This is a genomic window from Chryseobacterium aquifrigidense (genome assembly GCF_006716485.1).
Lineage (GTDB): Bacteria > Bacteroidota > Bacteroidia > Flavobacteriales > Weeksellaceae > Chryseobacterium > Chryseobacterium vietnamense.
This window is the reverse complement of record NZ_VFPD01000001.1, coordinates 1140919-1154782: the sequence shown is the minus strand read 5'-3', so window position 1 is coordinate 1154782 and position 13864 is coordinate 1140919. Positions and strand designations below refer to the sequence as shown.

Annotated in this window: 16 protein-coding genes and 1 tRNA gene; 3 read left to right on the top strand and 14 right to left on the bottom strand. The window is 36.3% G+C overall.

Annotated features, from left to right (window positions below; all coding sequences use genetic code 11):
- Window position 1 precedes the first annotated feature (1 nt).
- Genes FB551_RS05115 through FB551_RS05100 form a run of 4 tightly spaced genes read right to left on the bottom strand, consistent with a single transcriptional unit; the run spans window position 2 to window position 3553 of the window.
- Window positions 2–466: an SRPBCC family protein gene (locus tag FB551_RS05115; protein ID WP_142015652.1), complete on the bottom strand. Its 465-nt coding sequence runs from the start codon at window positions 464–466 to the stop codon at window positions 2–4.
- Window positions 467–520: 54 nt separating this feature from the next.
- Window positions 521–1357, bottom strand: a complete 837-nt coding sequence (locus FB551_RS05110) for a phytoene/squalene synthase family protein (RefSeq protein ID WP_142015649.1) — start codon at window positions 1355–1357, stop codon at window positions 521–523.
- Window position 1358: 1 nt separating this feature from the next.
- Complete coding sequence (locus FB551_RS05105; RefSeq protein ID WP_142015646.1) at window positions 1359–2849, bottom strand: phytoene desaturase family protein; 1491 nt, start codon at window positions 2847–2849, stop codon at window positions 1359–1361.
- 47 nt (window positions 2850–2896) lie between these two features.
- Window positions 2897–3553, bottom strand: a complete 657-nt coding sequence (locus FB551_RS05100) for a MarR family winged helix-turn-helix transcriptional regulator (protein ID WP_142015643.1) — start codon at window positions 3551–3553, stop codon at window positions 2897–2899.
- A gap of 382 nt (window positions 3554–3935) precedes the next feature.
- Here FB551_RS05100 and FB551_RS05095 point away from each other — a divergent pair, with 382 nt between their 5' ends.
- Entirely contained in the window at window positions 3936–4163 is a 228-nt protein-coding gene (locus FB551_RS05095; RefSeq protein WP_142015640.1) for a hypothetical protein, read from the top strand.
- A 171-nt stretch (window positions 4164–4334) separates the two neighbouring features.
- Here the strand turns inward: FB551_RS05095 and FB551_RS05090 are convergent.
- Window positions 4335–4408 (bottom strand) — tRNA-Ala (locus FB551_RS05090).
- Between the two features lie 173 nt (window positions 4409–4581).
- Here FB551_RS05090 and FB551_RS05085 point away from each other — a divergent pair.
- Window positions 4582–5118, top strand: a complete 537-nt coding sequence (locus FB551_RS05085) for a GNAT family N-acetyltransferase (protein ID WP_142015637.1) — start codon at window positions 4582–4584, stop codon at window positions 5116–5118.
- A 623-nt stretch (window positions 5119–5741) separates the two neighbouring features.
- On the opposite strand, the gene FB551_RS05080 is transcribed toward FB551_RS05085, so the two are convergent.
- Both FB551_RS05080 and pnuC read right to left on the bottom strand, forming a co-directional pair.
- Window positions 5742–6773: an acyl-CoA dehydrogenase family protein gene (locus FB551_RS05080; protein ID WP_142015634.1), complete on the bottom strand. Its 1032-nt coding sequence runs from the start codon at window positions 6771–6773 to the stop codon at window positions 5742–5744.
- Window positions 6760–7356, bottom strand: coding sequence for a nicotinamide riboside transporter PnuC (gene pnuC, locus FB551_RS05075; RefSeq protein WP_142015630.1), 597 nt, complete (start codon window positions 7354–7356; stop codon window positions 6760–6762). The genes FB551_RS05080 and pnuC overlap by 14 nt, the downstream gene beginning before the upstream one ends.
- A 251-nt stretch (window positions 7357–7607) precedes the next feature.
- On the opposite strand from pnuC, the gene FB551_RS05070 reads away from it, so the two are divergent.
- Window positions 7608–8069 (top strand): PA2169 family four-helix-bundle protein, encoded by a 462-nt coding sequence (locus FB551_RS05070; protein WP_142015627.1) that lies wholly within the window; start codon window positions 7608–7610, stop codon window positions 8067–8069.
- A gap of 226 nt (window positions 8070–8295) precedes the next feature.
- Here FB551_RS05070 and FB551_RS05065 read toward each other — a convergent pair whose 3' ends face one another.
- The 7 genes from FB551_RS05065 to FB551_RS05035 all read right to left on the bottom strand — a co-directional run bounded on the left by FB551_RS05065 (window position 8296) and on the right by FB551_RS05035 (window position 13818).
- Window positions 8296–8907: a DUF4142 domain-containing protein gene (locus FB551_RS05065; protein WP_142015625.1), complete on the bottom strand. Its 612-nt coding sequence runs from the start codon at window positions 8905–8907 to the stop codon at window positions 8296–8298.
- Between the two features lie 130 nt (window positions 8908–9037).
- Window positions 9038–9649 carry an alpha-ketoglutarate-dependent dioxygenase AlkB family protein gene (locus FB551_RS05060; protein ID WP_142015622.1) on the bottom strand — a complete coding sequence of 204 codons (612 nt, stop codon included), beginning with the start codon at window positions 9647–9649 and terminating at the stop codon, window positions 9038–9040.
- A 222-nt stretch (window positions 9650–9871) separates the two neighbouring features.
- Entirely contained in the window at window positions 9872–10444 is a 573-nt protein-coding gene (locus tag FB551_RS05055) for a YciE/YciF ferroxidase family protein (RefSeq protein WP_047431002.1), read from the bottom strand.
- 106 nt (window positions 10445–10550) lie between these two features.
- The gene (locus tag FB551_RS05050; RefSeq protein WP_142015619.1) at window positions 10551–12029 is read right to left on the bottom strand and encodes an alpha-amylase; all 1479 of its coding nucleotides are present in this window, start codon (window positions 12027–12029) and stop codon (window positions 10551–10553) included.
- A gap of 11 nt (window positions 12030–12040) precedes the next feature.
- The gene (locus FB551_RS05045; protein ID WP_142015617.1) at window positions 12041–12793 is read right to left on the bottom strand and encodes an SDR family oxidoreductase; all 753 of its coding nucleotides are present in this window, start codon (window positions 12791–12793) and stop codon (window positions 12041–12043) included.
- A gap of 37 nt (window positions 12794–12830) precedes the next feature.
- Window positions 12831–13400 carry a CinA family protein gene (locus FB551_RS05040; RefSeq protein ID WP_082001960.1) on the bottom strand — a complete coding sequence of 190 codons (570 nt, stop codon included), beginning with the start codon at window positions 13398–13400 and terminating at the stop codon, window positions 12831–12833.
- Window positions 13401–13422: 22 nt separating this feature from the next.
- Window positions 13423–13818 (bottom strand): low affinity iron permease family protein, encoded by a 396-nt coding sequence (locus FB551_RS05035; protein ID WP_047431012.1) that lies wholly within the window; start codon window positions 13816–13818, stop codon window positions 13423–13425.
- Window positions 13819–13864 lie beyond the last annotated feature (46 nt).

The window sequence follows — 13864 nt, the reverse complement described above, 5'->3', positions numbered from 1 at the left end:
TTTAATGATGTTTATTGTTAAAACGCTGATGTAAAACCCTATATCTGAAATCGAAAATGTTTTTGAGCTTTTCTTTTACAAATAACTGGTGGGCTATTTTACCTAAAAACCCCATTGGAAGTTCATAGTCTACCGTATCTTTCATGAGTACTCCATGGTCATTAGGAATAAATTCATGAAAATGATTCCAGTGTTTGTACGGACCTTCTTTTTGAAAGTCAGTAAAGCTTTTATAGTCTTCCACCTGGCTTATAACAGTTTTCCATTTCATTGGAATTCCCAATACAGGAGAGACTGTATAATCTATCTCCATTCCTTCGGATATCGCATCACTACTCTCGGAAAGAACCACAAAATTCATACTTTGAGGGGTTATCTGTGATAAATTATGAGGGGATGAAAAAAACTCCCATGCCGTTTCAATAGTGCAATTCAACTGCTGTTCTCTATATAATCTGTACATTATTTATTTGTTATTGATTATTAATGTCCCAAAAAATCATTCACCCATACGCTGATATCAGAAATAAGCAGATTTATAGCGGATATAGCTTTTGAAAGCAACCAATAGCTTTTGTGAATTGGCAATTCTGATCCTTTGCTGCAGGATATTCTGGGAACTTGTTTTCTTTATTTTTTCAAACAAAGACAGGTAGTATCTATAGGCCAGATATACTCCGAAAATAGAAGAAGCCGGCAGTTTTTTAATCCCCTGTAATGCTTCTTTAAATTCTTCGTCAATTTCTTTTTCAATCCTGATTTTTACTGTATTATCAAAAACAGACATATTTAAGGATGGAAAATAGGTTCTTCCTAAAATCTGATAATCATCTTTCAGATCCCTTAAAAAATTAACTTTCTGAAAAGCTGATCCCAGCTTCATTGCAAAAGGCTTCAGTTTCTCATATTGCTGCTTATTGCCTTCTGTAAATATCTGCAGACAAATCAGACCTACCACTTCTGCCGATCCGTATATATACTCCTTATAGAGCTCCGAATTATAATCAATTGTATGAAGATCCATTTCCATACTGTGTAAAAACTGATCAATTAACCGTACATCAATGTCATATTGACGGACGGCTTCCTGAAATGAATTTAAAATAGGATTGAGGGATATGCCATCTTCCAGCGCTTCATAGGTTTCCGCTTTTAGTCTCTTCAGAAGCTTCTCTTTATCATAACCATGAAAACTATCAACAATTTCATCGGCAAGGCGCACATACCCATAAACAGCATAAACAGCAGGTCTGATGGAAGGCTTCAATGCCAGTATTCCCAATGAAAAACTGGTGCTGTATTTTTGAGTCGTGTACTTACTCACTTCGTAAGACAATTCATCAAACAATTTTTTCATATTATTTTATTTTTAATTTACTGACTTCAGCTGCTACAATTTTTCCTGAAATTACAGACGGAGGAACACCGGGACCGGGAACCGTTAACTGTCCTGTATAAAAAAGATTCGTGATTTTTTTATTTCTTATTTTGGGTTTTAATACTGCTGTCTGTGACAATGTATTGGATAAGCCGTAAGCATTACCCTGATAGGCATTATAATCGGAAATAAAGTCACTCACACAATAGCTTTTTTTATAGTCAATTCGGGAAATAATATCGGTTTCACCGGTATGTTTTTCAATTCTTTCCAGCATTTCCGTTAGATATTTTTCTCTTACCTGCTCATCATCATATATCCCGGGGGCCAGCGGTAATAGCAAAAAAAGATTCTCACAACCTTCCGGGGCTACATCAGGATCTGTTTTTGAAGGGCAGCATACATAAAAAAGCGGCTTAGAAGGCCATTTTTTATTTTTATAAATACAATCTATATGATTGTCGAGCTCATTTTCAAAAAACAGGGTATGGTGTTTTAAGTGAGGAATTTTTCCTTTGATGCCCAGATAATAAATGAGGCATGAAGGCGCAAATGTCCGGGTTTCCCAGTATGCTTTATCATAGTTTCTCAGTGATTTAGGTATTAATGTTTCCGTATGATGATAGTCTGAGGAAGCAATTATGGCATCAAATTCATAATTTTCACCATCTATTGTTAGGGAAGCTGCCTTTCCTTTTTCGATATTGATTTTCTGTACATCATGATTAAAATGAAAATGTACGCCCTGTTTTTCTGCTACTTTTTTCATCGCAAGAACGAGCTGGTAAAAACCTCCCATCGGGTACTTTGTTCCCAACACATATCCGCCGTAATTCATCAGGCTGTAAAGGGCTGGAATTTGTTTTGGTGAAGCTCCAAGAAATATCACGGGGAACTCCATCAGCGATTTAAGTTTCGGATCTGTAAAATAACCTGAAACATAAGTTCTGAAATTGCTTAAAAGATCAAGCTTCAGTGTACTACCTGCTATTTTCAAAGAAGCAAATTCAAACCAGCTATAACAAGGTTTTGTTACAAACTCTTTCATTCCCACTTCATATTTGAATTGAGCAGACTTCATAAATTTATCATACTGTCTGGCTGCTCCGGGTTCAATATTTTCAAACAGCTTACGGATCTCTTCATTGTTCTCAGGAACTGAAACTTTTTCTTTTGAAAAAACCATCTCAAACTGGGGGTCTAAAGAAACCAGACTGAAAAAATCGGATGTTTTACAATCGAAATCAGCAAAAAAGTCTTCAATGATATCAGGCATCCAGTACCAACTGGGTCCCATATCAAAAACATATCCTTCATCCGTCACAAATTGCCTGGCACGGCCGCCAGGACGATCATGCTTTTCAAATACATGTACTTCATTTCCTGATTTTGCGGCATAAGCTGCAGCAGACAGCCCTGAAAATCCAGCGCCTATTACCGCAATTCTCTTTCTTAGGTTTCCAGTATTCATTTATTATATTATTTATGTAATAATTTAGCAGATTCTTTTACTGCTGTTCAGTTCAATTTTTTATATGCAGCTTCTATCAGATCACCCACTTCAAAATTCATCCGATATAAAGAATAATGAAATTCATCCAGTTTAGAGAGTATGGTTATCAGAAGCATCTGCTCAGCATGGGTCAGGTTTCCTGCCACTACCTTTGACGCTTTTCGAATTTCGTCCATATGCTCCTCCAGTACAGCAAGCCCTTTATCTGTGATGTGAATATGTTTTGTTCTCTTATCTTTCGAAGAAACGGTCTGTTCTATCCATTGATTATGAATCAGACGATTTATAATAAGCACCCCTGAAGATTTTTCACTTGCATTGTGTTTTATAAGTTCCATTTTTGTCATGCCTCCCATCGTTTTCAGACTGATTAGATAGATAAAATCATCCTGGCTTGAAAAAAAAGACTTTCCTATCGATCTTGAATACATTTTCGCATACCGGCCTATTCTTACCAATAAAGTATTAATTACACTATCAGAACTTCTTCCAGATTGCTTCCCGATCCAAAGCGGATTTTCTGACTCAGAATCTTCTTTAAAAGAATCATTCATCCATTTTTTAAACCCCTGAAGATCATTACTATATAATATGCCATCTTCATTTTGTTCTGTAAACTGCTGAACGAGTTCTACAATTGCTTTTATAAAATCAAAATTCATATCAAACAAATTAGTATACAAATATACATATTAAAGTATATAAATATACTTTTTGGTGTTGTTTTATTTTACTTTTACATAAAAAAAGCATATTTATATTCCAGTGAATGATGGGAACAAATATTTACCTAAACGGCTAAAAACGGGACCCTTAGGCATAAATTATAAATGACCAATAGCTTCCATTATTTATGAAGAAAATATTTCTGCTGATGCTGGGTACAGTGCTCTTTAGCTGCATCGGACGTAAAAGAGACACGTCTGATTTTGATTATAAAAGATTGAGAAAATAGCGGATAGCATCAAAATTCAGAATATTACCGTCCATAACCTCTTTAAATCTCAGATCCTTGCGCACAGATCTAAAGATTTTGATTCAGCTATGATTACCCGCAAAGTTTATCTGCCTCACAGAAAACTTTGGGACAGCTGCTATGGAGCTATATTTGGAGATGATAACGGGAAACTGTTTCATAATGAAAAGGGCTTAATGAGTTGGAACAGAACTCTTTTTAAAAAAGAGAAGTCACTGATAGTGGATATTTATAGACTTACTCCTGAGGAAGTTCTTAGAAAAAGTAATTATGATGGTTATATTGAGAAATTATAACTAAAAATAATGTGCTGTAAAAACATAAAATCACTGCGATTCTGCCACAAACTCAATGAGTTTATTTAAAAAATTTACAGGGTGAAAAATAAAAAACCTGCAAAATCTTTAATTTTTGCAGGTTTTATCAATCTTTTAATGCATTTTGAAACTTTTATCAATTGCACCAAGTGGAGAATACGGGATTCGAACCCGTGACCTTTTGACTGCCAGTCAAACGCGCTAGCCAACTGCGCCAATCCCCCATTGTTATTGTAAGGCGGTACAAAAGTAAGTATTTAAATGATATTTGCAACTATTTTATAATTTTTATTGAATTAAAATTAATGAAGACAGGCTCAGAGACCATAAAATCCACTATTCTCTATGGAATAACTTCCCAATTAATACTATTTTTGTCTGAAATTATATTACAATCATGCAACTTTATACAGAAAGATTAATTCTACGGGATATTACTATGAATGATAAACAGGATATTTTTGATTATCGTTCCGATGCAGAAGCGAATCAATTTCAAGGATGGATTCCTGAAACCTTGGAAGAAGTGGAAAGTTTTATCCAAAGAAATACTAAAGAATTCAATCAGCCTGAAAGCTGGTATCAGTTGTTGATTACGGACAAAGAAACAAAAGGGGTTATCGGGGATATCGGAGTTCATTTTATAGGAGATGAAAATGTACAGGTAGAACTGGGAATTACCTTAAATTCCTCTTTTCAGGGTAAAGGATATGCTTCTGAGGCTTTACAGGGTATTATTAATTTTCTGTTTAATGATTTGCAAAAACACAGAATTACAGCTTCTGTGGATCCTGACAACACAGCTTCTCTCCAACTGATGGAAAGAATCGGATTAAGAAAGGAAGGACACTTTGTGAAAAGTCTTTTCTGGAAAAATAAATGGGTTGACGATGTTATCTATGCGGTTCTTCGTGAAGAATGGCCTGCAAAATAGTTGTTCTTAAATGATCATTTATTTTGCTGCACCACACAAAATGAATTTCCTTTTGGATTCAGAAGAACAACATAATCAAGCATCCTATGATAGAATCTTCAGATCTTATAATGATATTCCATAGAAAAATATAGTAACCATACAGCCATCAATGGAATAGCAAATATATCCTACAACACTGTATATTTTTCGTAAAATGGAGTGAATTTTGTTCTTACGATAGTTAAAGTAACCAGGTCATTGCAAATCAAATAAGATATAACCATTGTATGAAACCACTTTCTAATGGTAACCGTAATCCAGTTATCATTTTCAATCAATGAATACATCCCCTCTTTTAAATGCATAATAACATGATCCTTATTCTTTCCGTTTAATGAAAATAAGTCTTTCATAATCTTTGGTAATCTTTATAATTTTTAGTTTAACAAGTTTTTATGTCGGCTTATTTCATGGCTAGCTTTATTATTCCAAATGTAGTGAAATACAAAAGGCTTGTTTTATGACACCAATCATAAAACGATTGTTAAAATATCCTAAAACAGGCTTATTTCAGTTATCTTTTTCTTAAATTTTTATTTCAGTTATGACTCCTGTCCTGAACATTCCGGCTCTTTTAATTCTTAAAAACGAAAGTCCAAATCATGAGCGGAAGGTCTGAAATTGGAATGCATAGCCGCTGTAAAATAGTCACAAAATACCTGATATACTTCGGAATGAGTATCTGTAGCCCGGATTCCCAGCTGTGTATAAACAGTAAGGATCTGATGGGATAATTTTCTCACCAGCTCTACTCCATATTCATGAATCTCGCATTGTTTATTCTCCGAAATTTCTTTGTGATCACCAAGTATATTTTCAACGTCTCTGGCAATGGTTAAAACTTTTTCCAGATGCTTTTCAACAGATTCTGCGAAACTTTTAAAATTAATCTGAGGACGAATACCCTCTGCCTCTTCAATAAAATGAGAAGCTATTCCCAGATAATTGACCAGGAGCGTCAGATCTGCAAAAACCCGAAACGGAATACTGTCCAGAATATCATTCGTGAAAAAGGAATCGTAAACAAAACTGTACTTTTCAGTTACAATGACATTTTCAATGGAAAATGAATAGGTACCGCTCGCTTTCATTCCCATAGATTTCCAGTCGGAAATAATTTGAGTCTGCTCTTTTGGAATAATAAATGAACGGATGATCTCATTACCATTTTTATCTGTAAGGAGTTTCCCGTTTTCCGTAATCCTGGCATTCAGGGTAAAATGGGTCAGATGAGGTGCTCCTGTAGCAAAATTCCATAACCCATTGACCAAATAAGTGTTATCATCTTGTTTTTCTGCTGTACCACCCACCATTCCGCTTCCTCCAAAGCAGGTTTCAGAATGGGTGAATAATAACTTGGCGACCTCAGGCTTTATATTTCTGGAAAAATAATTAGCTCCTGCACAAAGCGTCAGCATCCAGCCAAAACTTCCATCAGTTTGAGCCCAGCCAAATAATGCTTTAAGTCCTTCTTCAAAACGACAGCCGAGTCCTCCATATTTTTTGGGAACCCAGATTTTAAGCAGTCCTTCTTTATGAATATATTGCATTACCTCATCAGAAATTACAGAGGCTCCATGAAGTTCCTTTCTTATTTCTTTAGTATTCAGCATTAGCTTTGGATTTAATGATTTTTTGCCACTCCATATACCCGGAAATAGCCACTAAAAATAAAAATGATGTCAGAACAGCATATAGATATAATTCTTTATGAATCATCAAGGGGATGGAAATAATATTACTGACATTCAGTATCACCCAGTTTTCAATTTTTCTTCTTGCCATGAGCCACATTCCTGCCCAGGCAAAAGCACTTACCAGAGAATCCCAGACCGGAACATCAGAATCAGTAAAATGAGTAAGAAAAGACCAGAATAAGATAAACGTTCCCAGAACAATACCTCCTGTAATCCATTTTTCTGTGGTGGTAGTAACGGAGATTTCCATTTCCGATTTTTGTTTCCCGAATTTCCAGTACAGCCATCCGTAGATGCTCATGATCAGATAATAAAGGTTTAAGGTAAATTCAGCATAGAGCTTTGAAGTAAGCATCACATAGAGTGTAAGCAGAATCCCTGCGATTCCGAAAAGATAGTTGTTGACATTGTTTTTACGGGCCAGTAGAACCTGAATGACTGAAAATAAGACTCCAAACCATTCCGGTAAAGTAATTTGTTTTAAAATGTCCTGCATCATATTAATTGTTAGAAATCAAATGATGAGATGATAAGTAATCAATCCCTACGCCGGCATTATCCGGATCAGGTGTGGAAATATATTCCTGGGTATCATCTCAGCCACTGTTCTGTAGCACCCCATTGTGAGGCAAAGGTGCAGTTTTTTGATGTAAAAAGAAAGGACTTTGGCTTTTATTTTCAGATATGACCAGGATTATAAAGAGTTCGGCAGGTAAGTTTTAATTTTATATCTAACTTAAAAATTATATTATGGATCATCAGCAGGAAATATCGGTACTTAATGATTTACTTCATATTATCAACGACAGAAAGGAAGGTTTTGAAAAAGTAGATGGGAAAGTCTGGGAAATGTATCCGGATGTAAAAGATGAATATGAGCATATGATTTCACAATCGAAAATCATGAAAAACGAACTGATTAACCTCATCACAGAAAAACAAGGTATTCCGGAGGACTCAACGTCTGTGGCAGGAGCTGTTCACAGAACATGGATTGACGTTAAAAATTCTTTTACCATGGGAAATCTGATAGAATCTACCTTAGAAAATGTAGTATTTGGCGAAAAAGCAGCGATAGAAGCCTATCAAAATGCACTGGATACGGGTGATCTTAGTACAAAAAGTATTGAAATTGTATCTGAACAGCTTCGTAACCTGAAAGATTCCTATAGACAGTTTAAGAAAATTGAAGAATATAAAAAGAAAGAATAACTCAAAAAGAGGCTGTCTCAAAACTCAAACAATCTGACTTTGTTACGAAAGAAGAATCTTATTGATAATCTAACAAATGAGATTCTTCATTACATTACATTTCACTCAGAATGACGTTTTTGAGACAGCCTTCTTACTATAATCAAGAACAAATAATATTTAATCCTTTCAAAATTATTAAATACTTTCTGTTCGGACTTATGATGCAAGTCATATACACTCAATATTATTTGACAGCATTTTTGGCTTTTTCCGATTCATGCAAATGATGCTCGAGTGTAGGAAGGGTCTTCGCTGCAAAAGACTTTAATGAGGCTTCTGTTCCTTCTGATGCCTCTTTTTTGAATGCTTCTACATCTTCTTTATGATCACTGACCATAAGATCCGTATATTTTTTGTCAAAGTCCTTTCCTTTCTTAGCTTTCAGATCATCATACATCTTCTGCTTTTCAGTATCCAAGCTTGTGGGTAATGTATACCCGGTTTCTGAAGCCCATTTCTTGAGCTCGTCATTTGCTTTGGTATGATCTGTTACCATCATTGCTCCCAAAGATTTTACCACTGAATTCTCAGCGTTTGTTGCGGCGAGTTTTCCCATCATGACTTCCATAAGTCCTCCTATGGCTGCAGCATCTGCAAATTTTTTGTCATGATCACTGAGAGTACTTTTCTGTTCTTTGGTGTCAGACATTTTGGTAGAGTCGGATACCGTCATCCCGGATTCTGCCGGAGCAGATATTGTTGTACTTTCCTCAGATTGACTCGTTGATGTCGGTTCGTTTTTTTTACACGCTGTTAAAGCAGCCAATGCAAAAATTGTTACTACAAGATTTTTCATAATAATAAATTTTAAGTGGTGATAGTAATGAAGTCAAACAATGACTTTGTTTATAAATACAACAATTTATTTGCCAAAAAGCAGAGCCCAGCACTTTAAGCCCAATCACAAAGCCTTATAAATGAACACACTAAAGCTGATTAACCAGTCTGAACGTAAGATTAATACGCTCTTTCATCGTGGTGACAGATTTAGCAATCCGATGTTCCCAGTTTTCCTGAAGGTCTCCTTTCATAATCAATAATGAACCGTGAGGAAGAGGCAGGCTGTATTTACTCTGATGATGATCTTTTTTCCTGAAATCAAAATTTCTGGTCTGCCCTAAACTTACCGATGCTATCACGGGTCGTTTTCCATATCTGCTTTCTTTATCCCGATGCCAGGCGACAGAATCATGATGATCTCTGTAAAGGTTAAGCAATACAGAATTGAACTGATAACCGAATGTTTCTTCTATTCTTTCCTTTAAAGAAAGCAGTTCAGGTGTCCAGAGATTATTTTCCACTTCACCATTTCCCAGTGGATAATCAGTTTTCGGATCACCATACCAGGCTGTTAAGCGGGGTGTGAGAACCGTTTTATCATACATTTTCTGGGTGCGCTGCTTCCAGGGTGCTGTTTCAAGCAAAAGGTTCTTAAGGCTGTCTGCTTCATCCTGATTCAGGAAATGTTCTCTGTATTCCAGAAGGTCTTTTGGAAATTCGTACAGATCTTCTGAGTCGAACAGGCTAAGTTGGGTCATTTTTAATCTTTATAAATTGAAAAATTTCTCTGTAAAGTATAAAAGTTGTTATTTAATTATTGTTCCCTATAAGAAAACTAAATTGATACAAATAATATCTACAAATATACTAAAACTGATACAAAATCAACCAAAGATAAAACTACTGCTTTTTGAACCTTCCAGATTTCAACAATAAAAAAGAGACCTGATCTTTTCAGGTCTCCTTTTATAAAGATTGTATTACATTGCTTTACTATTAAGATTGGTATCGGCAACTTTTGTTAACAGTTCGTCACATTTTTTTTCCTCTTCCAGTGTACTTAAAAGATTTTTAAGACACTCCTCTTCTTTTAATACTTTTGCGAACGCTGCAAGTGTACCGTATGTGGCAATTTCATAATGTTCAACTTTCTGTGCTGCTGCAATAATTCCCGCATCTCTTACTGCTCCCGGTTCTGTTTCTTCCAGTATACTTTTCCCTTCATCCAGCAGTCCCTGCATAGCATCGCATTTCTTTGCCTGTGCCTTTTTTCCTAATGCTTTAAAACATTCTTCCAGTCTTTCCACATGGCCTTCCGTCTCGGTGATATGCTTGTCGATGGCTGTTTTAAGCTTTTCACTGCTTGCATTTTTCATCATCGTCGGCAGCGCTTTCAGTAGTGCTTTTTCAGCCCAGTAAATATCTTTCAGTGCATCTTCAAAAAGATCTTCCAAACTTTTGGCTGCATTTTTTTTAGCCGGAGTTTTTGCTGTTGTTTTTGTTGTTGTCGTTTTTTTGGCTGGTGATTTTTTGGTTGCCGTTTTCGTTTCCATAATATAATAATTTAGTGATTGATTGGTGGTAAATCTGCAACTATAAGACCATTTTTGCCTGAAATGCAAAGATGTGGTATCTAAAATGAGTAAGAATATGGTTATTCTAAGACTTATATTTCTTTATCCATATACTTACTGAACCCGGATTTACAGTAAACACCGCTTTCCCGTTTTTATCCGTATAAATTTCTTCATGACGATTCTTTAAAAAATCGATATAGACTGAATCTGCATGTTCTTTTCCCAATTCTATTTCTTTATAACCTTCTTCAGTATTAGACATGATTACAATGCAGCCCGGATGCTTATCATCTCCCTTTCGTACAAAAGCTATGCAGTTGGGATGATCAAAATAATCGATCTGCTGACCGTATGCAAAACGCTTTCTTGCTTCAAGCAAATCAGGAAGTTCTTCAACCTTCGGCATAATGATATGCACTTCCTCTTCATCTTTAGTATCAATATATTCCGTACCAAAAAGATCGGGATAAAATACACAGGGATAAGCTTCATCGGTAAGAAGAATAATAGCATAGGCCAAGGGTTTAAACCAGTCTTTCACTGCAGATTCAAGAGCCTGAAGGTGCTGTGTATCATGATTTTCTACAAAAGAAACAGAGAATACCGGTTTCTTCTCCAAAAAGCTTCCTTTTAAAATCTGGCTCATATCATAATCTTTACCGTCCTGCGAAGCCTTAAAGAAGTTATAATGCAGCGGAGCATCAAAACACGAGATAAGATCAGACATTTTATCGGAAAAGTATTCTATTTTTTCTGCTTCGTCTTTCCAGAATTCCCCCAAAACAAAACATTCAGGATTCACTTCTGTTTTAATATAGGAGATCCAGTCTTTCAAAAAATCGGAGGAGATGTGTTTTAAAGCATCCAGCCGGATACCGTCTACTTTTGTTGTTTCCATATACCATCGGATCCAGCTTTTCATTTCCTTCACAACGCTAGGATTACGATATTCTATGTCAGCTCCCATCAGATAGTCATAATTACCAAACTGATGACTTACAGCGTCAGTCCACTCTTCCCCATATTCATTATGAATTTTAAAGATGCCTTTTAATTCTGCTCCTTCTTTTATGATATAATCGATACCGCTGAAGCAGTGGTGATCCCATATAAAATCCGAATAAGTTCCATTTCTTCCCGGAAAGGTAAACTTCGTATAGGCGGTAACTTCCAGATTTTCAGCAATTCTTTCATTCCGGTTTTCTTCGTTCAGCTGATGTACCGTGATATTTTCTTCTTCATCGCCTCCCATCCTATGGTTTAACACAATATCGGCATACACCGCCATTCCTACTTCGTGAGCTTTGTTTATAGCTTTTAAATATTCTGCCTTTGTACCATAGCGTGTAGCAATACTTCCTTTCTGATCAAACTCTCCAAGGTCATAAAGGTCATACACATCGTAGCCCCGGCCTTCTGTGCTGAGACTACATTTATTGGCAGGAGGAAGCCATACGGCAGTAAATCCCAAATCTCTTAAATATTCTGCTTTTTCAACAAATTCATTCCAAAGGTTTCCAGGATGATACCAATGGAAAAACTGCATAATAACTCCATTCATATCCACTGAATTTAACCGTTAATAATAAGACCTCCATTAGGATGAAGCACCTGCCCCGTTATCTGTGCTGAAGCATCGGTAGCCAGAAATAAAAAACTTGCTGCCACTTCCTCAGGAGAAGCATTACGTTCTAACGGTGGTTTATTCTGATCCTCATCCTCTTCCCCGAATGTTTTTTCAGTAAGCGGCGTGGCTACCGGCCCGGGTGCTACAGCATTCACTCTTATTCCCTTAGGTTTGGCCTGAAGTGCGAGTGATCGGGTAAAAGAAACAATAGCTCCTTTGGTTGCAGAATAATCCAGTAATTCTTCATGGCCCATATAAGCAGTAGCTGAAGTAGTATTGATAATAGCATCTCCTTGTTTTAGATGAGGAAATACGATCTTCGTCAGCAGGATCATTCCAATAATGTTGGAGTCGAAAGTCTTGCGGATATCTTCTTCTTTTAGATTTTCTATACTTTCACAGGGAACCTGGGTTCCGGCATTATTAATCAGGATATCTATTCCTCCGAATTTGGAAACTACTTCATCAACAACAGATTCACAAAATTTACTGTCATTAATATCTCCCTCAAACGAAAGAGCCTTTCTTCCTGTTTTTTTTATTTCCTCCACTGTTTTCCTGGCATCTTTGGCATCATGATAGTGGATGAAGGCAATATCTGCTCCTTCTTTAGCCAATAAAAGAGCGACTGCCTTACCAATTCCGCTGTCTGCTCCTGTAATAAGGACAGATTTACTCTGCAATTGCAATTTTTCCATAATTAATTGTATTAATAGCTTATTATTGAGATGGTTTCTATTTCTTATTTTCACGGTGCTTATCTAACTCCAGCTTAAAACATCCAAGTATGAATTCACTGTAATAAAGTTGAGCATTAATCGGCTTAGTTCTGGAATGCAGATCTAATTTCTCTGAAAGAACAACTTTTCCCTGGTAAGCAATAGCAAAGTAAGCAAAGAGCTTCCCCTCTGATTCTTCTACCGGAGTGGCATATCCCGTAACTCCGATAGACCAGTCGGTTTTGTAAACTTTACCTACCTGCAACGCCATTGTTTCAGCAATATGGGGAGATACACAGTTATATTGTTGAGCTTCCACAGGGTCTACCTCAAGAAGATTTACCTTTTCCTCCAATGTGTATGCCGTCATTCCGCCTTTAAAAAATTGAGAGGCATCTTTCATCTGGGAAAACGAAAACTGTAAAAATCCGGCTGTAACACTTTCAGCCGTTGAGACTGTTTCACCTCCGGAAAGAAGATATTCTCCAATACGCTTAAACAGTTTCTCCAGTTCTATGACGAAATGCACCAGCGATTTCACTGACAATGAATCAGCGTGAGCAATTTGAGAAGATTTTAAAATCATGTAATAATATTATAGTATTCAGTTATTCTTTCACGGGATCCTGTGAATTTTCTTTTTCTTTCGATAGCTGGCCCAGCTTCTCATAATATTTGTGGAGCTTGTCCAGTTCTTCCTCAGTCAGATCTTCAATATCTACCAGCCTGTTACTGGCTTTTTCATAGGATGCTATCAATTCGTTGAGTTTTATCTGAATAGCTTTAGAGTCTTTATTCTGGGTTTTCTGAATCAGAAATACCATCAGGAAAGTAATAATAGTAGTACCTGTATTGATAACCAGCTGCCAGGTTTCGGAATAGTTGAAAACAGGTCCGCAAATAGCCCAGACCACCACCAGTAAACTGGCCCCCACAAAAGCACCCGGACTTCCGGTTATACAAACAACACGATCTGAAAACCTTTCAAAAAGATTTTTTTTCATAACTAATACGATTTTAAGTAAAATGATAATCCAAGTTATCAAAACA